At 46.9% G+C, this 19,661-nt stretch carries 17 protein-coding genes and 16 tRNA genes; 26 read left to right on the plus strand and 7 right to left on the minus strand.

Translation table 11 applies throughout. The annotated features are described in order from the left end of the window. Positions 1–29: 29 nt before the first annotated feature. Positions 30–710, plus strand: a complete 681-nt coding sequence (locus tag INR79_RS13880) for a response regulator transcription factor (RefSeq protein WP_223094720.1) — start codon at positions 30–32, stop codon at positions 708–710. Beyond that, positions 710–1,948: a sensor histidine kinase gene (locus tag INR79_RS13885; RefSeq protein ID WP_223094722.1), complete on the plus strand. Its 1,239-nt coding sequence runs from the start codon at positions 710–712 to the stop codon at positions 1,946–1,948. The genes INR79_RS13880 and INR79_RS13885 overlap by 1 nt, the downstream gene beginning before the upstream one ends. Positions 1,949–2,021: 73 nt before the next feature. Here the strand turns inward: INR79_RS13885 and kdsA are convergent, their stop codons facing one another. From kdsA to hemA, 6 genes are read right to left on the minus strand one after another with little or no spacing between them, the layout of a single operon-like run. Then, positions 2,022–2,873 carry a 3-deoxy-8-phosphooctulonate synthase gene (kdsA, locus tag INR79_RS13890; protein ID WP_223094724.1) on the minus strand — a complete coding sequence of 284 codons (852 nt, stop codon included), beginning with the start codon at positions 2,871–2,873 and terminating at the stop codon, positions 2,022–2,024. Between the two features lie 13 nt (positions 2,874–2,886). Next, positions 2,887–3,696: a SirB1 family protein gene (locus INR79_RS13895; RefSeq protein ID WP_004401512.1), complete on the minus strand. Its 810-nt coding sequence runs from the start codon at positions 3,694–3,696 to the stop codon at positions 2,887–2,889. Positions 3,697–3,699: 3 nt separating this feature from the next. Further along, complete coding sequence (locus tag INR79_RS13900; protein ID WP_004401511.1) at positions 3,700–4,083, minus strand: SirB2 family protein; 384 nt, start codon at positions 4,081–4,083, stop codon at positions 3,700–3,702. Between the two features lie 39 nt (positions 4,084–4,122). Beyond that, positions 4,123–4,971: a peptide chain release factor N(5)-glutamine methyltransferase gene (gene prmC / locus INR79_RS13905; protein WP_223094726.1), complete on the minus strand. Its 849-nt coding sequence runs from the start codon at positions 4,969–4,971 to the stop codon at positions 4,123–4,125. Positions 4,972–4,980: 9 nt separating this feature from the next. Beyond that, positions 4,981–6,069 carry a peptide chain release factor 1 gene (gene prfA / locus INR79_RS13910; protein ID WP_004401509.1) on the minus strand — a complete coding sequence of 363 codons (1,089 nt, stop codon included), beginning with the start codon at positions 6,067–6,069 and terminating at the stop codon, positions 4,981–4,983. An 18-nt stretch (positions 6,070–6,087) separates the two neighbouring features. Continuing rightward, positions 6,088–7,344 (minus strand): glutamyl-tRNA reductase, encoded by a 1,257-nt coding sequence (hemA, locus tag INR79_RS13915; RefSeq protein WP_004401508.1) that lies wholly within the window; start codon positions 7,342–7,344, stop codon positions 6,088–6,090. Between the two features lie 140 nt (positions 7,345–7,484). Here hemA and lolB point away from each other — a divergent pair, with 140 nt between their 5' ends. The 22 genes from lolB to INR79_RS14025 all read left to right on the plus strand — a co-directional run bounded on the left by lolB (position 7,485) and on the right by INR79_RS14025 (position 15,286). Then, positions 7,485–8,132 (plus strand): lipoprotein insertase outer membrane protein LolB, encoded by a 648-nt coding sequence (gene lolB, locus INR79_RS13920; protein ID WP_262415351.1) that lies wholly within the window; start codon positions 7,485–7,487, stop codon positions 8,130–8,132. Further along, positions 8,129–9,001 carry a 4-(cytidine 5'-diphospho)-2-C-methyl-D-erythritol kinase gene (ispE, locus tag INR79_RS13925; RefSeq protein ID WP_223094728.1) on the plus strand — a complete coding sequence of 291 codons (873 nt, stop codon included), beginning with the start codon at positions 8,129–8,131 and terminating at the stop codon, positions 8,999–9,001. Before lolB ends, ispE begins: the two co-directional genes overlap by 4 nt. 28 nt (positions 9,002–9,029) lie before the next feature. Beyond that, positions 9,030–9,974 (plus strand): ribose-phosphate pyrophosphokinase, encoded by a 945-nt coding sequence (locus INR79_RS13930; RefSeq protein WP_004401505.1) that lies wholly within the window; start codon positions 9,030–9,032, stop codon positions 9,972–9,974. 161 nt (positions 9,975–10,135) lie between these two features. Then, complete coding sequence (gene pth / locus INR79_RS13935; protein WP_004401504.1) at positions 10,136–10,726, plus strand: aminoacyl-tRNA hydrolase; 591 nt, start codon at positions 10,136–10,138, stop codon at positions 10,724–10,726. 10 nt (positions 10,727–10,736) lie between these two features. Further along, complete coding sequence (gene ychF, locus INR79_RS13940; RefSeq protein WP_223094730.1) at positions 10,737–11,828, plus strand: redox-regulated ATPase YchF; 1,092 nt, start codon at positions 10,737–10,739, stop codon at positions 11,826–11,828. A gap of 294 nt (positions 11,829–12,122) precedes the next feature. Further along, positions 12,123–12,199 (plus strand) — tRNA-Met (locus INR79_RS13945). A gap of 38 nt (positions 12,200–12,237) precedes the next feature. Further along, positions 12,238–12,322, plus strand: a tRNA-Leu gene (locus tag INR79_RS13950). Positions 12,323–12,351: 29 nt separating this feature from the next. Next, a tRNA-Gln gene (locus INR79_RS13955) sits at positions 12,352–12,426 on the plus strand. An 82-nt stretch (positions 12,427–12,508) separates the two neighbouring features. Next, positions 12,509–12,585, plus strand: a tRNA-Met gene (locus tag INR79_RS13960). A 56-nt stretch (positions 12,586–12,641) separates the two neighbouring features. After that, a tRNA-Leu gene (locus INR79_RS13965) sits at positions 12,642–12,726 on the plus strand. A gap of 30 nt (positions 12,727–12,756) precedes the next feature. Continuing rightward, a tRNA-Leu gene (locus tag INR79_RS13970) sits at positions 12,757–12,841 on the plus strand. Between the two features lie 55 nt (positions 12,842–12,896). Beyond that, a tRNA-Gln gene (locus tag INR79_RS13975) sits at positions 12,897–12,971 on the plus strand. Between the two features lie 54 nt (positions 12,972–13,025). Further along, positions 13,026–13,110, plus strand: a tRNA-Leu gene (locus INR79_RS13980). A gap of 29 nt (positions 13,111–13,139) precedes the next feature. Beyond that, positions 13,140–13,214: transfer RNA gene (locus INR79_RS13985), tRNA-Gln, on the plus strand. Positions 13,215–13,265: 51 nt separating this feature from the next. Then, a tRNA-Leu gene (locus INR79_RS13990) sits at positions 13,266–13,350 on the plus strand. A gap of 29 nt (positions 13,351–13,379) precedes the next feature. Next, a tRNA-Gln gene (locus tag INR79_RS13995) sits at positions 13,380–13,454 on the plus strand. Positions 13,455–13,518: 64 nt separating this feature from the next. Next, positions 13,519–13,605 (plus strand) — tRNA-Leu (locus INR79_RS14000). A gap of 14 nt (positions 13,606–13,619) precedes the next feature. Next, positions 13,620–13,694, plus strand: a tRNA-Gln gene (locus tag INR79_RS14005). Between the two features lie 56 nt (positions 13,695–13,750). After that, a tRNA-Leu gene (locus INR79_RS14010) sits at positions 13,751–13,835 on the plus strand. A gap of 13 nt (positions 13,836–13,848) precedes the next feature. After that, positions 13,849–13,925, plus strand: a tRNA-Met gene (locus tag INR79_RS14015). A 53-nt stretch (positions 13,926–13,978) separates the two neighbouring features. Then, positions 13,979–14,063, plus strand: a tRNA-Leu gene (locus INR79_RS14020). A 176-nt stretch (positions 14,064–14,239) separates the two neighbouring features. Further along, positions 14,240–15,286 carry a lactonase family protein gene (locus INR79_RS14025; RefSeq protein WP_223094732.1) on the plus strand — a complete coding sequence of 349 codons (1,047 nt, stop codon included), beginning with the start codon at positions 14,240–14,242 and terminating at the stop codon, positions 15,284–15,286. Here the strand turns inward: INR79_RS14025 and INR79_RS14030 are convergent. Continuing rightward, on the minus strand, positions 15,283–16,434 hold the full coding sequence (locus INR79_RS14030) for a 2-octaprenyl-3-methyl-6-methoxy-1,4-benzoquinol hydroxylase (protein ID WP_223094734.1): 1,152 nt from the start codon (positions 16,432–16,434) through the stop codon (positions 15,283–15,285). The genes INR79_RS14025 and INR79_RS14030 overlap by 4 nt on opposite strands. A gap of 222 nt (positions 16,435–16,656) precedes the next feature. Between INR79_RS14030 and INR79_RS14035 the strand changes: the two genes are divergently transcribed. Together INR79_RS14035 and INR79_RS14040 are read left to right on the plus strand one after the other, a co-directional pair. Beyond that, positions 16,657–18,390, plus strand: a complete 1,734-nt coding sequence (locus INR79_RS14035) for a substrate-binding domain-containing protein (RefSeq protein WP_223094736.1) — start codon at positions 16,657–16,659, stop codon at positions 18,388–18,390. After that, positions 18,387–19,622, plus strand: coding sequence for an ABC transporter substrate-binding protein (locus INR79_RS14040; protein ID WP_223094738.1), 1,236 nt, complete (start codon positions 18,387–18,389; stop codon positions 19,620–19,622). Before INR79_RS14035 ends, INR79_RS14040 begins: the two co-directional genes overlap by 4 nt. Positions 19,623–19,661: the final 39 nt, after the last annotated feature.

A 19,661-nucleotide genomic window follows, 5' to 3' on the forward strand; every position in this document is an offset into this window, starting at 1 on the left:
TGCATAGATGAAAAAAAGAGCGACAGAAGATGCTGAAAGATAAGAAGATATTGATCGTTGAAGACAACATTGAACTCCAAGGCATTCTGGCAGATTTTCTTGAAGTCAAAGGGGCAGATGTCGATTTTGCATCCGACGGCGAACAAGGAATTCAGCTCGCCACTGAATGCCGTTTCGACGCAGTAATCCTCGATGTCATGATGCCTAAAAAAGACGGTATTCAGGTCATTAAGGAATTGCGCAACGCTGGCAATGACCTTCCCGTTTTAATGTTAACGGCACTCAACAGCAAAGAAGATCTGCTCAATGGTTATCAAAATGGGGTCGACGATTTCATCACCAAACCTTTTGATTTTGATGAACTCGAAGTACGCCTGACGGCATTAATAAAACGCTATCGCGGCGAAGTTGCCAGTAATCAACTCTCGTTCGGTGAAATCACTATCGACCAGTCCACTCATCAGGTTTACCGTTCTGGCACTCTGCTTTCCCTTACTCCAGTCATGTACCAAATTTTGGTTAAACTGGTGAAGGCAGCCCCTGAGATTGTCACTCGCGAAAGTCTGATTCATGAAATATGGAAAGAGGATATTCCAGACAATGACGTGCTCAGAAGCCATCTTTATCTTCTGAGGAATGTGGTAGACAAACCCTTTGAACGCCCGCTTCTGACAACCGTTCCCAAAGTTGGCCTAAGGTTGGAAAAGTGATGCAAGCCCTTTCTATCAGTGACATAAAACGCAAGCTTATACGCTCATACAGCTTCATTGCTTTTGGTTTGACCGCATTGATTTACCTCTCTTTAGCGGCGTATCTGATTTTAAGTGAAGACAGACACACCGCCGTTCACTTAGAGTCGTTTAAAGAACTGGCGATAGAGAGATATCGGGACCAGCCCAAAAAATTTGAGAAAGTCAGCCCGTTTATCAACGCCTATTTCAGTGAGACTGCTCTTCCCAAAGAGATCCGCTCCCTCATGCCCTTCCCGGTAGATGAAATATCCTCCAATCGAAACATTTTTAATGAGGGCTATTTTATTTTTCATACCCGATTCCTTGGTCCCGACGGAAAAGAGGTTCCGCTGTTTATGACTATTGCGGTCAACGCCAAAGACTTTGGCGATGAGTCCTGGGATTTCATCTTTATCATTTCTATGGTGTTTACTGGCATTCTGGTGTTGGTTCTCCAACTCTCATTGAAAAAGATGTTTAGGGTGATTATGCGCCCAATATCTGAATTGAGTAACCAACTCAGTGTCGAAGGAAAACAGCGATTTACCCTGTCAAACGACTCAATTCTGGAATTGGAACAACTTACCGAGAAGCTGAATCAGTTTTCAGAAATGAAGGAGCGAGTAGCCAAGCAGGAGCTGATGTTTGCCAAATACGCCAGCCATGAGCTGAAAACCCCTATCGCCATCATCCTTGGAGCCGCTAACCTGCAAGGTATGAAAGAGGATCATGATTTTCGAGAGAAACAGCGTGGCCGCATCATAAAATCTGCAAAAGAGATGCAAGCCACCGTTGAAGTGTTGCTGAGTATTGTTAAGCAAGAAAATGCCGGGGATACAGGCAAGGAATACGGTGTATCAAAAGCGAGTTTTGTTTTGGAAGATTACCAAAACGCCAATCCGAACCTTGATATTCAAATCCACGCGCCAAAAGGCACATCGACTAATCTTCCTCCTTCTGTGTTGTCCATGATTCTTAAAAATCTTGTGGATAATGCGGTCCGGCATACCGAATCTGGTGAAATCAACGTAGCGATTAATCACAGTGAAATCTCAGTTCAGGATACGGGAACCGGATTGACGGGAAATACAACGACAGAACATGGGCTAGGGCTTCTTATCGTAAGACGGCTTTGCGAAAGCTACGGTTGGGCGTTTTCAATTCAAAACCACCCTAATGGCGGCTGCATTGCCAGAATGAATAAAAATTGTGAATAGAAAACAGGTATAAAAAAACGGGCTAAAAAGCCCGTTTTCAATACTTAACCACAGCTCTGGATAAGAGACAGTGTTAATCGATTTGAATGTGCTCGAAACCTTTAATCAAGTCATCCAGCGCTTTCATTTGCGCCAGGAAAGGTTTCAGCTTATCTAGTGGTAATGCTGATGGACCATCACACAATGCTTTTTCTGGGTTCGGATGCGCCTCAATAAACAAACCAGCAATGCCTGTCGCCAAACCCGCTTTTGCCAGCTCAACGGTTTGCTCACGACGACCACCAGAAGCAGCGCCAGATGGATCACGCATTTGCAATGCATGAGTCACGTCGAAGATGATTGGGCTGCCTTTCGACGCCTTTTTCATAACACCAAAGCCCAGCATGTCCACCACCAGGTTGTCGTAACCATGACAAGAACCACGCTCACACAAAATGATCTGATCGTTACCGCATTCTTCAAACTTGTCGACAATATTGCCTACCTGACCCGGACTCATGAATTGAGGTTTCTTCACATTGATCACAGCACCCGTTTTCGCCATGGCGTGAACCAGATCTGTCTGACGAGCTAAGAAAGCCGGAAGCTGAATCACGTCCACCACTTCAGATACAGGTTGCGCCTGCTCTTCAGTATGAATATCCGTGATGATTTTCACGCCAAAAGTGTCTTTCAGTTCCTGGAAAATCTTCATGCCTTCTTCCATACCCGGACCACGGTACGAATTGATGGAAGAACGGTTGGCTTTATCAAAAGACGCTTTAAATACGTAAGGAATGCCCAGTTTCTGAGTTACTTCCACGTAATGTTCACAGATTTGCATCGCTAGATCGCGAGATTCAAGGACATTCATGCCCGCAAAAAGTGTAAACGGCTTATCGTTAGCGACCTCAAGATCGCCAATTCTGACGGTTTTATGTTCCATTTGAATGTCTCGTCTAGTGAATCGTAATTCGGGTTTCGCTCATGCTGTTAACCTGAGCCTTGAGCAGTTCAGCGCCTGGGTCATCTGGACACTGATCGATGAAAAACTGGTAGTCAGTCACAGCGACCTGATGACAATCTAGCTGTTGGTAGATAAACCCGCGATCTCGAATTTCATAAGGGTCATCTGGTACGAAAGTCAAAGCCAGGTCGGTACAATTCAGCGCTAACGTGTAACGCTCTTCGCGCAACATAGCCGACTTGATCAGGGCTAGCCAGCGACCAATAACGGTTGGGTGATCAGCTGTCGCAAGGTGTTCAGGTGTAATTTTGGCAAGCGGTCCATCATGACCAATCAACCACGCGCTAAGCGTTTGTTCACTGACGTACTCACCATTGAACGGATTGATGTATTTTGCCGTTTCACCATGCCAGCTCACTTTCACTAAGAACTGGGTCGGAAAGGTTACCCCATCAATCGGAAACCCAAGCTTCTGTCCAAAAAACAAAAGCAATGCTCCCAAGCTGACTGGAATGCCCTTTCGGCGTTCTAACACTTTATCAATGAACGCATTTTCACTCGCAAAATACGCTTCGCTATCGCCTTCAAACTGCCACTGGCAATAAAAAAGACGCAAAAACGCATCGAACTTCGCTTGCTCATTGACTTCATGGCTAAGCTCCAGTTCGGCTTCTTTCAACAGGCGATCCAATTCCAGATTCGCCCATTGCACATTGGTTTCCGGGTCTACGGCGACGTTTAGCGCCAACGCCCCTTCAACCAACGTCATATTGTCTAAGTCTTCGTCGAACAGATTAAACATGATTTAACCTAAAAATAACGGCACTTTTGTCACAGCAAGTTTCCCTGCCATAGCCAACCAGCCCAGCGCGCCAAAAAAAGCAAACGCTCTCAGCAGTTGGTTCTTACCTAATTTTAATGCAAAAAAACCAAGGGCGATGTACGCCAACACACAAGTTATTTTCTCTGTGAGCCACAATCCCGCAGGGGTGAATGGTACAAACCCTGTGATAGCAACCAATCCGATGCCAGAAAGCAACAGTAATGTGTCGTTAACATGCGGTGAAATTTTCAGAAACTTGTTTTCCAGCACTGGCGACTTCGCCACCATCAGCGCATACCGAATCACGAATAACAAAGCACTGATCGCGATGGTAAGCATATGAAAATGTTTTAGCGCTACGTACATAATAGTTTTCTATATGTTTGGTGAGCGGATCATTCCGCATTAAGATTGATAACGACCGAGTGTGACCCGATCATTACCTGCATAATCTTTTTCAGTGGCAATGTCTGAATACCCCAGTGATTCCAGCACATCCCGCACAGCTTTCCCTTGTTCATAACCATGCTCCATAAGAAGCCAGCCATCTTGCTCAAGATAGCTTTTGGCATGTGTTGCGATATAGCTGAGATCCGCCATTCCCTTCTCGTCTGCAACCAACGCACTCAGCGGTTCAAACCGAACATCGCCTTGCTTAAGGTGTGGATCGCAAGCGTCAATATAGGGAGGGTTACTCACTATGCAAGCAAATTTCGTTCCTTCGGAGACAGGCGAAAACCAACTTCCCTGAAGAAATGAGGCATTTCTGAGGTTTAACTGCTGAGCATTTTCCGTTGCCAGTGTTTTTGCTTCTTCACGAATGTCGACACCGACAATGTTATGGCTGGGCAGCTCGCTCGCTATCGCCAACGCAATGGCACCCGTTCCGGTACCAAGATCCAATACAGAACCTGATGTGGACGGTATCTTTTCTAACGCCAGCTCTACCAGCCTCTCGGTGTCTGGACGAGGGATCAGCGTTGAAGGAGACACTTTAAGCGGCAATGACCAAAATTCTCGCTCACCGACAATGTATGCTACGGGTTCTCCGTTCTGACGTCTTTCCAATAGCGATACAAAGTCTTTGTCCTGTTCAGGGGTGAGTAACTTTTCTGGCCAGGTTAAAAGGTAGCTTCGAGGCTTATCCAAAGCATGGCAAAGCAGAACAGCCGCGTCCAAAGACGGCGATTCGCTGCCGCTTTCTATCAGCTTTTCCGTTGCCGCCTTTAATGTGTCTTCAATACTTAATAGCATAGAAAAGATTTAGTTTTGCTCAGCCAATGCTGCTAACTGATCCGCCTGATGTTCCTGAATTACAGGATCAACCAGAGACTGCATGTCCCCTTCCATCACTTCGTTTAAACGGTAGATAGTCAAGTTGATTCGGTGATCAGATACACGACCCTGAGGGTAATTGTAAGTACGAATTCGGTCACTACGGTCACCAGAACCTAGAAGGTTACGACGCGTTGTGGATTCTTCCTCAGCACGCTTGGCTTCTTCCGCCTGAATGATACGTGCAGCCAGTACCGACATCGCTTTCGCTTTGTTCTTGTGCTGAGAGCGCTCATCCTGACACTCTACCACTGTACCCGTTGGCAAGTGCGTAATACGGATTGCTGAATCGGTGGTGTTAACGTGCTGACCACCCGCACCAGATGCGCGGAAGGTATCGATTTTCAGATCAGCAGCTTTGATTTCTGGAATCTCCGCTTCAGGGATTTCTGCCATGATGGCAACTGTACACGCAGACGTGTGAACACGACCTTGAGACTCGGTTTCTGGTACACGTTGAACACGGTGACCACCAGATTCAAATTTCAATACACCGTAAGCACCGTCACCAACCACTTTGGCAATCATCTCTTTGTAGCCGCCGTGTTCTGACTCGTTAGAGTTCACGACTTCTACACGCCAGCCGCGCTTTTCCGCGTATTTGCTGTACATGCGGAATAAGTCGCCAGCAAAGATACCCGCTTCATCACCACCCGCGCCAGCGCGGATTTCAAGGAAGCAGTTACGGTCATCGTTTGGATCTTTTGGAAGAAGCAGAATCTGAAGTTCATCCGCCAGACGCTCAATTGATGCTTTCGCTTCTTTGATTTCTTCCTGTGCCATTTCGCGCATTTCTGCATCGTCTTCTTTCGCCATCTCTTCTGCGGCTTCAAGATCGTCTTGCGCTTGCTGGTAAGACTGGAAGCACTTGGTCACTTCTTCCAGTTGAGAATACTCTTTAGAAAGGGCACGGAATTTGTCCTGATCACCAATGATTTCAGGATCGCCAAGCAAATGCTGGACTTCTTCGTAACGCTCTACCAGCGTTTGAAGCTTGGTCAAAATTGAAGATTTCATAATATTCTTTAAATAATGTTAGGAGTCATCGAGACCGAGACTCTCTCTTATCACTGTTAGTTTCGCTGGCTCACCTTGTTCAGCGGCACTTTGCAGAGCACGAGTGGGAGCGTGAATTAACTTGTTTGTCAGTTTGTTGCTCAATTCAACAAGAATTTTTTCTGGGTCACCACCAGATGCGAGCGATTGCAGGCTTCTTGTTAACAGCTCCTCTCGGATGGAGTTGGCTGAATCACGGTAATCACGAATACTGTCTACCGCTTGCAATGAACGCAGCCATGTCATGAATGACGCGCTCTCTTCTGCGACTATCGCTTCCGCCTGAATGGCTTCGACTTTGCGCTGCTCTATATTCTTATCAACAATAGATTGAAGATCATCCACTGTATATAAATAGGCATCGTCCAATTCAGAAACTTGAGCTTCTACATCTCTGGGCACCGCGATATCTACAATCAGCATAGGCTGATGTCTGCGGGCTTTTAAAGCCGTTTCTACCATTCCTTTCCCTATGATCGGCAGGGGGCTTGCTGTGGAGCTGATAACAATATCAGCTTTCGGCAAATGATCCGGTATTTCCGGCAGACTGATCACCGACGCACCGAAATCATCCGCTAACGTCTGAGCACGTTCTCGCGTCCGGTTGGCCACTATCATGTTGCGACAGCCATGCCCGTCCAGGTGTTTTGCAACCAGTTCAATGGTCTCACCCGCACCTACAAGCAAGGCAGTCGTATCTTCAATCGATTCGAAGATATGCTTGGCTAACGTACATGCGGCATAAGCAACGGAAACGGCATTTCCACCGATTTCCGTTTCGGTACGCACTCGCTTAGCAACAGAAAAAGCTTTTTGGAACAGCTTTTCCATCGTTGCGTCGACGGCTTTACCATCTCTGGCATCCGAAAACGCCTGCTTTACCTGCCCCAGAATCTGCGGTTCACCTAAAACAAGGGAATCCAAACCACAAGCCACCCTCATCAAGTGCTTGATGGCAGACTGTTCTTCGTGGATATAAAGACTAGGCATCAGATCGGCAGACCCAACACCATGGAAGTCAGTTAACCAGTCGATTATCTGACCTTTCCCCGCGTTTTTGACATCGCAGTAAATTTCAGTGCGGTTACAGGTTGATAGGATCACGCCGCCGTTGATGCTCGCTCGGTTAGCAATCTCAGATAGTGCCTGAGTCAGTTTGTCGGGAGAAAAAGCGATCTTTTCTCGCAATTCGACTGAGGCCGTATTGTGATTGATACCAATGGCAAGCAAAGACATGTAGTGAGAGATCTCTGTCCGAAAATACTGTAAGAGTTGGAATTTTACTTTATGGAAGCACCTATTTAAAGGGGGGATTTAAACACTCTGTTAATAAAATGGTATAGTGAGCGCCGAATCAGTGTTACGTGGAGCAAAGTTTGACTAATTCATTCCATTCACCTACTGCTATGCGCCTTTTATCTTTTATTAAGGCACGTACCTTTCTGACCTTACTTTTTACCTTGTTTTTAAGCGCCTGTACCACATTACCCGAGGTATCAGACCAACCAGTCGACTGGGTTAACCATCAGGAAAAACTGGAAACCCTGCAAAACTATGCACTCACAGGGAAAATGGCTTACATCGGAAAAGATAGACGTCAAAGCCTGAATTTCTATTGGAAAAAAAGTCCAGACTCCGAAGAACTCCGCCTGACAACCTTACTTGGGCAAACCGCTCTGCTCCTCACCGTTGACGAAGCAGGTGCTACCGTTGTGAACCATGAAGGTGAAACATTTCGTCATGTCAGTAGCAATATTCTTGTGCACAGGCTTACAGGGCTGAGTATTCCTGTTGACCAGTTAAGTGAATGGGTTAAAGGTTCACCTTTTGGCGCAGATTACTATGAACTGAACGAGTCCAATACGCTTAGCATCCTCTCTAAGCAGATCAACGGACAACCGTGGGACATGACTTTCAACCGTTATACCGAAGAGAGCGGATATGTCCTGCCCTCTAGCCTAACCCTTAAACAAGACCAGACAAAAATAAAAATCGCCGTTTCGAAATGGATTGTTTCTCAATGATTTCTCGCAAAACCACTTGGCCTTCTCCCGCCAAACTGAACCTTTTCCTCTATATCACTGGTCAGCGCCCGAATGGATACCATGAGCTACAGACGCTATTTCAGTTTATCGATCATGGTGACGAGCTGGTTATCCAGGCAAATCAGACGGGCGAAATCACGCTGACTCCAGAGATTGAAGGGGTTTCTCTTGAAGACAATCTTATCTGGAAAGCAGCGACTGCATTGCAAAATAAAGCGGGATGCCAGCTTGGTGCACATATAGAACTGGATAAAGTATTGCCAATGGGTGGTGGTATTGGTGGCGGGTCTTCTAACGCTGCAACCACTCTGGTAGCTCTGAACTATCTGTGGCAAACCAATTTAAGCGATGATGAACTTGCCGATATCGGTTTAGCGTTGGGGGCTGATGTCCCGGTATTCGTTCGCGGTCATGCGGCATTTGCTGAAGGCGTCGGAGAAGAGTTGTATTCCGCTGAGCCAGAAGAAAAAGTGTATCTGGTTATCAGACCGAATGTGTCGATTGCCACAGCCGACATTTTCACTCACCCACAATTGACAAGAAACACACCAAAACGAGATCTGGCAACGCTTCTTGACACACCATACGAAAACGATTGCGAAAAAATCGTTCGAATACTCTATCCTGAGGTTGATAAGCAACTTTCATGGCTGCTACAATACGCGCCGTCAAGATTGACGGGCACCGGATCATGCATTTTTGGCGAATTTTCGAGCAAAAAAGAAGCAAATTCAGTGCTCTCTCAGCTACCAGATGATGTACATGCATTTGTGGCTGCAGGCGTAAATCTTTCGCCTCTAAAAGAAAGATTGGCCGGGTACCAATCGGCCGACTCACAATCTATCTAAAACTGGACGCAAACCTGAGGTTTCTACCGTGCCTGATATGAAGCTATTTGCTGGTAACGCTACACCTGAACTAGCCCAACGTATTGCTGATCGTCTATACATCTCACTAGGTGACGCAACTGTTTCACGTTTTTCAGATGGCGAAGTCGCTGTCCAAATCAACGAAAACGTTCGTGGTAGTGATGTATTCATCATCCAATCGACTTGTGCACCAACCAACGACAACCTAATGGAGTTGGTGGTAATGATTGATGCGATGCGCCGTGCTTCAGCGGGCCGTATTACAGCAGTTATCCCTTACTTCGGTTACGCTCGCCAAGACCGTCGTGTGCGTTCTGCTCGTGTGCCAATCACTGCTAAAGTTGTTGCAGACTTCCTTTCTAACGTTGGTGTTGACCGCGTTCTTACTATCGACCTTCACGCAGAACAGATTCAGGGCTTCTTCGATGTTCCTGTAGACAACATCTTCGGTACACCAGTACTGCTAGAAGACATGCGTGCTCGTGGTCTGGAAGATCCGGTTGTCGTTTCTCCTGACCTTGGCGGTGTTGTACGTGCTCGTGCAACGGCAAAAGCTCTGGACGATACAGACATCGCTATCGTTGATAAGCGTCGTCCTCGCGCTAACGTTTCTGAAGTAATGAACCTAATTGGTGATGTGGAAGGTCGTGACTGCGTCATCGTTGACGACATGATCGACACTGGCGGTACATTGTGTAAAGCAGCTGAAGCTTTGAAACAACGTGGTGCTAAGCGAGTATTTGCTTACGCGACTCACGCTGTATTCTCTGGCAACGCTGCGGAAAACATTGCGAATTCAGTGCTGGACCAAGTGATCATCACTGACTCCATCGAATTGCCTCAAGAAATGGCTGCAACAGGCAAAGTAACTCAGCTTACTCTGTCTAGCATGCTGGCTGAAGCGATTCGTCGTATTAGCAATGAAGAGTCTATCTCTGCAATGTTCAACTAAGAACAGTCTTTTTAAAATGCCCCGCTCAAATGCGGGGCATTTTTTTATCTATCGATCGCCCTCAAACCTTTGCACATACAGGGAATCGACATCCTGTCGCCTAACAAGTTTGAAGTGTGCTATCATAGCGCGCTTTTTGATTATGCAGAGAGACCATTACCTTGAGTCAGACCATAAAACTTCTGGTTGGATTAGCGAATCCGGGTCCAGAATACGCAAGAACCCGACATAATGCAGGGGCTTGGGCAGTAGAAGAATTAGCGCGGGTACACAACGTAACCTTAAAAAATGAAGCAAAATTTTTCGGACTCACTGGTCGAATCATGGTTGATGGACAAGATCTCCGTTTACTGATCCCCACAACCTTTATGAACTTGTCTGGTAAAGCTGTTGCGGCACTTGCCAAGTTTTACCAAATTAAGCCCGAAGAGATCATGGTGGCACACGATGAACTCGACATGCCTCCCGGTGTGGCTAAATTCAAAAAAGGTGGCGGTCATGGCGGGCATAACGGTCTGAGAGACATCATCAGTAAACAAGGCAATAACAAAGATTTCTATCGCCTTCGGATTGGCATTGGTCATCCGGGGCACAAAGATAAAGTGGCGGGCTATGTATTAGGCAAAGCCCCATCCAAAGAGCAAGAATGCATAGATGCAGCGGTGGACGAATCGGTTCGCAGCTTAGATATCTTGCTCAAAGACGGACTCACTAAAGCACAAAATCGCTTACACACGTTCAAAGCTGAATAAGGTTACTATCATGGGTTTTAAATGTGGCATCGTTGGTTTGCCAAACGTTGGTAAATCGACTCTGTTTAACGCACTGACTAAAGCAGGCATCGAAGCAGCAAACTTTCCGTTCTGTACAATCGAGCCAAACACAGGCGTAGTACCTGTCCCTGATCTGCGCCTAGACGCGCTGGCAAAAATCGTTAACCCTCAGAAAATTCTTCCAACCACGATGGAATTTGTCGACATCGCGGGCTTGGTTGCAGGTGCATCCAAAGGTGAAGGTCTGGGTAACAAATTCCTGGCAAACATCCGTGAAACTGATGCGATTGGTCACGTAGTTCGTTGTTTTGAGAATGAAAACATCGTTCACGTTGCAGGTAAAGTATCCCCAATCGAAGACATCGAAGTGATCAACCTTGAACTGGCAATGGCTGACCTGGATTCTTGTGAGCGTGCTATTCAACGTAACGCGAAGAAAGCGAAAGGTGGAGATAAAGACGCGAAGTTCGAACTGACGGTTCTTGAAAAACTGCTGCCAGTTCTGACTGAAGGTGGTATGGCTCGTACTGTTGAATTAGCAAAAGAAGAGCTGGCTGCGATCGGTTACCTGAACTTCCTGACGCTAAAACCAACCATGTACATCGCAAACGTAAACGAAGACGGCTTTGAAAATAACCCATATCTTGATGCGGTTCGCGAATTTGCAGAAAAAGAAAACAACGTGGTTGTGCCTGTGTGTGCGGCTATCGAATCTGAACTTTCAGAGCTGGACGATGAAGATCGCGAAGAGTTCCTTGCCGACATGGGTATCGAAGAACCAGGTCTGAACCGAGTGATCCGTTCAGGTTATGAGCTTCTGACTCTACAAACTTACTTCACTGCTGGTGTTAAAGAAGTACGTGCATGGACCATTCCTATTGGTGCAACCGCGCCTCAAGCAGCTGGTAAGATTCATACTGACTTCGAAAAAGGTTTCATTCGTGCGGAAGTGGTTGGATACGACGATTACATCCAGTACAACGGTGAAAGCGGTGCAAAAGAAGCAGGTAAATGGCGCTTAGAAGGTAAAGAGTACATTGTAAAAGATGGTGACGTAGTTCACTTCCGCTTCAATGTTTAAGCGTTTACTTCAATAATCCAACGCAAAAGTGTTCAAAAAGCCAACAATTATGTTGGCTTTTTTTAGTTAGCGATACCTATAATCCCGATTTCTTACCTTTATAAACCTCAGTCTGTGCTTAAATCACGGCACTTTTAGATCAGAAATACGTCTCTTTGCTTAAAAAAAGCCCGAACAATTCTAAAATTGCAATTTATTAAAAAAAACTGTTGACGGTTTTCGGTCATATACGCATAATGCGCTCCGTTCTCGACGATAAGGCGACTTAGAAACGAGAGCAAAAATTTGGAAAATGGCTACGTAGCTCAGTTGGTTAGAGCACATCACTCATAATGATGGGGTCACAGGTTCGAATCCCGTCGTAGCCACCATTTCCTAAGCGCTTTTTAGAGAGCTTTTAGGAAATAATGCGGAAGTGGCGGAATTGGTAGACGCACCAGATTTAGGTTCTGGCGCCGCAAGGTGTGAGAGTTCAAGTCTCTCCTTCCGCACCATTATTTAGAGTGAACATCACACTCGCAGTTGGGCTATCGCCAAGCGGTAAGGCAGCGGCTTTTGATGCCGCCATTCCCTGGTTCGAATCCAGGTAGCCCAGCCATTATTTCTTCTGTCGAAATCTTTTTAAATTTTCGGTAGAAGTGGAGTTGAGATTGTATTATATTGTCTCGCTCGAAAAACATGGCTACGTAGCTCAGTTGGTTAGAGCACATCACTCATAATGATGGGGTCACAGGTTCGAATCCCGTCGTAGCCACCATACAATTGTTATTGGCTTTTACCAATTAGCGGATAACAAGATAGAAAATTTGAGACGCGGAAGTGGCGGAATTGGTAGACGCACCAGATTTAGGTTCTGGCGCCGCAAGGTGTGAGAGTTCAAGTCTCTCCTTCCGCACCATCTCAAACTCTTCTATCAAAACAAATTCATGCGGAAGTGGCGGAATTGGTAGACGCACCAGATTTAGGTTCTGGCGCCGCAAGGTGTGAGAGTTCAAGTCTCTCCTTCCGCACCATGAATTGTTCTCTTTAGAAATAAAGAGCGTGAGATTGACACGCTAAACAATCAGTTGGGCTATCGCCAAGCGGTAAGGCAGCGGCTTTTGATGCCGCCATTCCCTGGTTCGAATCCAGGTAGCCCAGCCATTATTCAACGTTGTTGAGACTTTACCAATTGTCTTGATGACTACAGATTAAGTTGCGGAAGTGGCGGAATTGGTAGACGCACCAGATTTAGGTTCTGGCGCCGCAAGGTGTGAGAGTTCAAGTCTCTCCTTCCGCACCATTATTCAGAGTGAACATCACACTCGCAGTTGGGCTATCGCCAAGCGGTAAGGCAGCGGCTTTTGATGCCGCCATTCCCTGGTTCGAATCCAGGTAGCCCAGCCATTACAACGTCTGATTGACTCACCAATTGTCGGTCAAGACTACAAACTTGTTGCGGAAGTGGCGGAATTGGTAGACGCACCAGATTTAGGTTCTGGCGCCGCAAGGTGTGAGAGTTCAAGTCTCTCCTTCCGCACCATTATTTAGAGTGAACATCACACTCGTAGTTGGGCTATCGCCAAGCGGTAAGGCAGCGGCTTTTGATGCCGCCATTCCCTGGTTCGAATCCAGGTAGCCCAGCCATTATTAAGAATTGAAGTTCAAAACATTGAGTTTCAAGTCAAAACAGTATATAAACTAATCCGTTGCGGTGGTGGCGGAATTGGTAGACGCGCTAGCTTCAGGTGCTAGTGTCCGAAAGGACGTGAGGGTTCAAGTCCCTCCCTCCGCACCAACAGTTTATTTAGTAGGGCTATCGCCAAGCGGTAAGGCAGCGGCTTTTGATGCCGCCATTCCCTGGTTCGAATCCAGGTAGCCCTGCCACTAATTACAACGTTGTTGAGATTTTACCAATTATCTTGATAACTACAGATTTTGTTGCGGAAGTGGCGGAATTGGTAGACGCACCAGATTTAGGTTCTGGCGCCGCAAGGTGTGAGAGTTCAAGTCTCTCCTTCCGCACCATTATTCAGAGAGTGGCTACGTAGCTCAGTTGGTTAGAGCACATCACTCATAATGATGGGGTCACAGGTTCGAATCCCGTCGTAGCCACCATTTACAACGTCTGACTAATTCACCAATTATTGGTCAAGACTACAAAATTTGTTGCGGAAGTGGCGGAATTGGTAGACGCACCAGATTTAGGTTCTGGCGCCGCAAGGTGTGAGAGTTCAAGTCTCTCCTTCCGCACCATTATCTGAAACCCACCTTTTGGTGGGTTTTCTCCTTTCTGACGGATCACTTCTCATTCATTTATCTGTTTCTTTGGTCTGATTCTCATTCTTTACTTGCCAAGAAAGCTTTCTATTGCGCTTCACCATTAACCCTTAGGATCATGGTTGCCATAAAACTTATGAAGGCTACATAGCATGGCAAATACTCAATCCATTTTAATTGGCAGCTACACCCAGTCTATTGGCGCAATGACTGGAGAAGGAAAAGGCATCTCTGTTGTGGAGCTGAATACCGAGACAGGTGAACTTCTTAACCTTGAGTTGCTTTCTGACTCCCCCAACCCCGCCTATTTAACTTTGGCTGATGAACGTCTTTTCTCCATCAACGAATTTGCTTCTGGTGAAGGCGCAGGTATTACGGTTTTTGAAAGAATTGATGAGCATTTAACACTAACCGACCATTTAGCCATTCAGGGTGATTATCCTTGCCATGTTGCAATGAATAGCGATGGTTCTCGCGTTATTGCATCTAACTATGGCAGCGGAAACTTTTCTCTGTTTTCTCATAACGAAGGGAAGATAGAGCTGATTCATACCATCCAACACCACGGCACGGGTCCTAATGCTGAAAGGCAGGAAGGTCCACACGCCCACTTTGCCTGTTTTCTTAACCATACGGCGGAGCTTGTAACCGTCGATCTGGGTATTGACCGTGTGAGCTTTTATCCGCTGACACCTTCAGGTATCGACGAGTCAAACGCACAGCATGTTTCAACTCCTCCGGGTAGTGGACCAAGGCACCTTGTCCTCACGAAGGACGAGAAAACCGCTTATGTACTTTGTGAGTTGTCTGAGGAAGTGCTGGTACTGAAAAAAGAAGAAACTGACCAGTGGTCTTTGGTTTCTAAAATCGCCCCCTTTACCCCACATGACGAAGGCGGAGCCGCCGCCGCAATCCGTTTATCACCTGACGAGAAATTTGTTTATGTTTCCGGAAGGCAGCAATCCGTAATTGTTTGCTTAAAAGTGGAATCCGATGCAAGTTTAACAACAGTACAAACCGTCTCTTCTGGTGGTTTAAATCCGAGAGATTTCAATATTACGGCAGACGGGAAATGGCTCATTTCAGCCAATCAGGACACCAACAATGTGATTTCTTATCGTCGAAATGCGGAATCTGGTGAGCTAGAGGCAACGGGGTATAGTATCTCGACTGGCAACCCCGTCTGTATTGCATTTTAAAGACCTAATGCGTAACGCAGTACCTGCTGCTTAACCGGACCTGAGTGTTCTGCCAGTTTCAGGGCTGCGTTTCGTGCAAAGGCAAGGGGTGGAAATGTCTCTTTGAACACTTTGTAAAACACGTCCATCCCAGTTTGCATCAGCAGATTGTCGCGCTTTCTTTCAGACTGATAGCCCGATAACGCTTGTTCTGTCATTCCGAGATCTGCTGTAAAGTCTAGAAGGGCTTTTACGTCCTTAAATCCTAAATTCACCCCCTGCCCCGCCAGTGGGTTAATGGTATGGGCTGCATCACCCACCAATACACATCCTTTCTGGAAATAAGACTGCGCATGACGACGGGTCAAAGGAAACGCCCCTGCCTGCTCGACTTCTATCTTACCCAGCTCTGCTGGAAACGACGTCATAATCGCTTCGGCGAGTTGCTGATGGTTCATAGCCAACAAAGCGCGAATTTTTTCAGGAGAGTCGTACCATACGACAGAACCCTGATGTCCGGTTAAAGGCAAAAATGAGCGAGGACCGGATGAAGTGAACTGCTGCCAGGTAATATCCTGCTGAGGTTTAGCGGTTTTGACATTGACCAGCATGCAGTGCTGGCGGTAATCCCACGCTGTTACTCCGATTTTAGCAAGATCTCTGACTTTAGAGTTTGCCCCATCGGCACCGACCACCCAGTTCACTTGAATCGATTCGCCACTGGATAGTTTGACAATACGATGGTCAGAGTGGTCTTCAACCGACTCCAACCCTTCTGGACACATCAGTGTGATGTTCTCCATGCCTGCCATCACCTTCCAAATACCTAACTGCACCAGTCTGTTTTCGACGATGAAGCCTAGCTGTTCCATGTTTAAACTATCAGAATGAAAGCGGGTTCGGCAATCTGGCATATCCCAGGTTTCGAGCCGCTTGTACGGGCAAGCACGCATGGATTCAATGAGCTTCCAGGCACCAAGATCTTCAAGAAAATTCACCGATGCCTGAGAGATCGCAGACACTCGCAGGTCCATTGGCTGGGTTACATCAAACTCTTTAGGTTGCTGATATTCCACAACGGCGACTCGTTTACCTTGCCTGGCAAATCCAACCGCAACGGCAGCACCCACCATGCCACCACCAATAACCGCGATGTCGAACTGTTTCATACTTAATCCAGATAGCGCTAATTGCTTCAATTTCACTATTTTACTTCCGTAACCAGTAAACCGTCCACGACCAGTTCAGGAATCACGTCACTCTTTCCGATCAATATTGAGCACAAATGATCATTTGTGATAATTTTGTAATTTAAAGGTGAATAAATTGATCATTTAAAGCACTTGCCATAGATAATGGTGGTCATTGTTTCACCAACTGATACACCAATCATGAATCAGAGACTTCGCGAACAGGCAATTTTACACGTACTGGAAAACCGTCGAAATGTGACGATTTCTCAGCTCGTGCAGGAATTTCCCCAAGTTGCGAACGTCACTATCCGTAGAGATGTCGCCAGACTGGCGAAACGAGGAAAGCTAGAACGATCACACGGCGCCGTTCATGCCGTAAAAACACCAACCCTCCCCAAAGCAGAGCAAAACGAAGTTGGGCTTCGTGAAGTCGATGCTTTGATTCTTCCTCCTATACACGAACCTTGGGGGGAACTCATTAAACAGCGCGCTTTGGCAGAAGGGCTTCCAATCCTGTCGGAGTCTGCGCCCGACTCTCAATGCACCTACATTGGACCAGACAATCTGGAAGTGGGTTATCAACTTGGTACTTTTGCGGCAAGAGAGCTTAACGATGCCGGGGTACATGAAGCCAACCTGTTGCTGATTAATCATACTCAATTATCGAACACCCAGCAGAGAACCAAAGGTTTCCTACGTGGATTCCACCAGCAGTATTTGGGTGAGGCAACCACTCTGTCAGTCGATGGGTTTGGTCACTACCGCACAGCGTTGCGACAAGTTCAGGATGCCATTGCAACTCACCCTGAAATCAATGTGCTGTTTGGTGTAAATGATCATTCGATACTGGCAGGGCTGGAAGCAACAAAAGGTCATAGTGATATCTACGCCTACTCCGTAGGACTGGAAGGCGACGATTTACTTGATGAGCTGACCTATGGAAATCGTCTCCACGCCTGCGTTGCCCTGTATCCTGAATTGGTTGGCTATATGGCAGCCCATACCACAGCAAAACTGGTTGCCGGGCAACCCTCTCAGCCTGTGCTAACCCCCTTTGATATTCTGACCGGGAAAGATGTGCATACTCGCTTTACCCGGCAGAATGATCACTGGGTATTGAAAAAAACGCTTCATGAAATGGCAGGAAAGGACTTCACGCCACATTCAGGAGCAGGAAAGAAAGCCAGGGTCATGTTCGTCCCACACTATATTGACCACAGCTGGTATCGGAAATTAGCCAAGAGCCTTGAAGCGGAGTGTGAGCAGCTAGAACTGCATTGTGAGATTCAACCGCCAGAAATTCAGTTTCACAAAGAAGTTCAGCACGCTCGCGAACGCATTGCGCAGATGGCTATTCAAGTCCTCACTCGTGAAAGCAAAATTTTTATCAACCACGGTGCTTTTGCGCTTCCTCTTGCGAATGCTTTACAAGAAGCAGGCGGAAATCACACAGTTGTGACGAATTCTCTTACTGTTTTCCAACTTCTAAAAAACAACAGCAATGATTTTCGCGTCATCTTGACTGGCGGAGAAACTCAGACCGACCATAGCGCACTTGTCGGTTCCGCATGCATCGCAGTTCTTGAACAGATGCGTGTCGACAAAGTCTTCCTGTCGGTCGATGGCATTTCTGCCAAATTTGGTATCAGCATGAACGATGAAGCCAGCTCTCAAGTGGCGAAATCTGCCATGCTTCGAGCTCACCAGACCATTATTCTGGGTGAAGCCAGCCAGATGGGAGCGGAAGAAAATTATCTGATTGCTCCATTAGACACCATTACCGACGTGATGACGGATTTAGGCACTATTCCTGCTCAGCGATTAGAACTGGCTGCGAATGGTGTACGCGTTCACCTTGCCGAGGATTACCTTAAGTCCGACGACAAGACACATGCAGTGATGCAACATAAAAAACAAGGAGATAGTTTATGAAGCGTCTCACCACTCATCTGCACACCTTGTGTGCCGCTGTCAGCTTTGGGCTGATGGTGTCTGCCCCCGCAGCTATGGCAGAAGATATTACCATTCGCTTCTGGGATAACCAGCAAACCGAATCCGGTCTGAGCGAATACCAGAAAGCCTCAGTGGCATTGTTTGAAAAGGAAAACCCTGGCATCAAAGTAGAAGTCACTACTGTGCCTTATCCTGAATACCAGCAAAGACTCCTCACGGCAGTCCGAAGCGGTAATGCGCCAGACATTTCCACAGTCGACCAGATCTGGTTGGCAGCATTTGCCGAAGCCGGCGCCATTATCCCACTCGACAATAAGATGCAGTCCGCCTCAATGAAAGCAGATCAGTTCTTTCCGGGAGCATGGTCATCTGTTCGCTACAAAGACAAAACTTGGGGTGTCCCATTTAATGTTGATGTGTGGCAGTTCAGCTACGTCAATAACGCGCTATTCAAGTCAGCAGGTATTGCGCCGGGATCCATCGTGACCTGGGACGGTCTGAAAAACGCCGCAAAAGCCCTGACCGATAAATCCAAAGGGCAATATGGCGTTGGCTTATTTGGTCACAAAGGAGAAGATACGGTCGTCGTCGTAAACTCCTTTATCTTCTCTAATGGTGGTCAGGTACTCGACAGTAACGGTGAGTGCAAGCTGAACGAACAACCTGCTGTTGAAGCACTGGCGTATTTGCAAGATCTTGCGCAATACGCACCAAAAGGAATTTTGAATGCCTCAAGCGGAGACATGCGAGAGCTTTTCCTGAACGGTTCGCTTGCTATTGAGTTCTGGCCTGCGCTGGAGCAACCCACTCTGCAAAAATCCAACATTGACTGGGATTTCTTCAATGGTCATGCCCCGAAAGGCAAGAAAGCCGTGGGCACCTATGGCGGCTGGAATCTCGTGGTCTACCGTGGTTCTAAACATCAGGAAGCTGCATGGAAGTTCGCTCAGTTCCTGACAAGGCAAGACATCAACGGCAAAGTGGTCGATCTGCTTCCTGCTAACGTTCAGGCTGCACAAGCTTTTGTCGGTGAGAATCGCAGCAAGCCAAACGACATCATTGAACATCTGAATAACGCGTCTCCTCGCCCGCTTTCTGCGCGCTACCTGGAAGTAGCGGACATTCAAATGGCAATGATTCAGGACTTGTTTGATGGAACGCCCGCTCAAAAAGCCGCGGATGCCGCATGCATCAAGATCAATCAGTTATAACGAAAACGCTGGCGACAAATCGTCGCCAGCCTGATGACA

Source organism: Vibrio sp. SCSIO 43132, assembly GCF_019904195.1.
Taxonomy (GTDB): Bacteria; Pseudomonadota; Gammaproteobacteria; order Enterobacterales; family Vibrionaceae; genus Vibrio; species Vibrio nigripulchritudo.

What these genes read in the sequence shown, in the direction of transcription:
- INR79_RS13880 (WP_223094720.1), top strand. Translation starts at nt 30, where the DNA reads ATGCTGAAAGATAAGAAGATATTGATCGTTGAAGACAACATTGAACTC.
- INR79_RS13885 (WP_223094722.1), top strand. Translation starts at nt 710, where the DNA reads ATGCAAGCCCTTTCTATCAGTGACATAAAACGCAAGCTTATACGCTCA.
- kdsA (WP_223094724.1), bottom strand. Translation starts at nt 2,873, where the DNA reads ATGGAACATAAAACCGTCAGAATTGGCGATCTTGAGGTCGCTAACGAT.
- INR79_RS13895 (WP_004401512.1), bottom strand. Translation starts at nt 3,696, where the DNA reads ATGTTTAATCTGTTCGACGAAGACTTAGACAATATGACGTTGGTTGAA.
- INR79_RS13900 (WP_004401511.1), bottom strand. Translation starts at nt 4,083, where the DNA reads ATGTACGTAGCGCTAAAACATTTTCATATGCTTACCATCGCGATCAGT.
- prmC (WP_223094726.1), bottom strand. Translation starts at nt 4,971, where the DNA reads ATGCTATTAAGTATTGAAGACACATTAAAGGCGGCAACGGAAAAGCTG.
- prfA (WP_004401509.1), bottom strand. Translation starts at nt 6,069, where the DNA reads ATGAAATCTTCAATTTTGACCAAGCTTCAAACGCTGGTAGAGCGTTAC.
- hemA (WP_004401508.1), bottom strand. Translation starts at nt 7,344, where the DNA reads ATGTCTTTGCTTGCCATTGGTATCAATCACAATACGGCCTCAGTCGAA.
- ispE (WP_223094728.1), top strand. Translation starts at nt 8,129, where the DNA reads ATGATTTCTCGCAAAACCACTTGGCCTTCTCCCGCCAAACTGAACCTT.
- ychF (WP_223094730.1), top strand. Translation starts at nt 10,737, where the DNA reads ATGGGTTTTAAATGTGGCATCGTTGGTTTGCCAAACGTTGGTAAATCG.
- INR79_RS14025 (WP_223094732.1), top strand. Translation starts at nt 14,240, where the DNA reads ATGGCAAATACTCAATCCATTTTAATTGGCAGCTACACCCAGTCTATT.
- INR79_RS14030 (WP_223094734.1), bottom strand. Translation starts at nt 16,434, where the DNA reads ATGAAACAGTTCGACATCGCGGTTATTGGTGGTGGCATGGTGGGTGCT.
- INR79_RS14035 (WP_223094736.1), top strand. Translation starts at nt 16,657, where the DNA reads ATGAATCAGAGACTTCGCGAACAGGCAATTTTACACGTACTGGAAAAC.
- INR79_RS14040 (WP_223094738.1), top strand. Translation starts at nt 18,387, where the DNA reads ATGAAGCGTCTCACCACTCATCTGCACACCTTGTGTGCCGCTGTCAGC.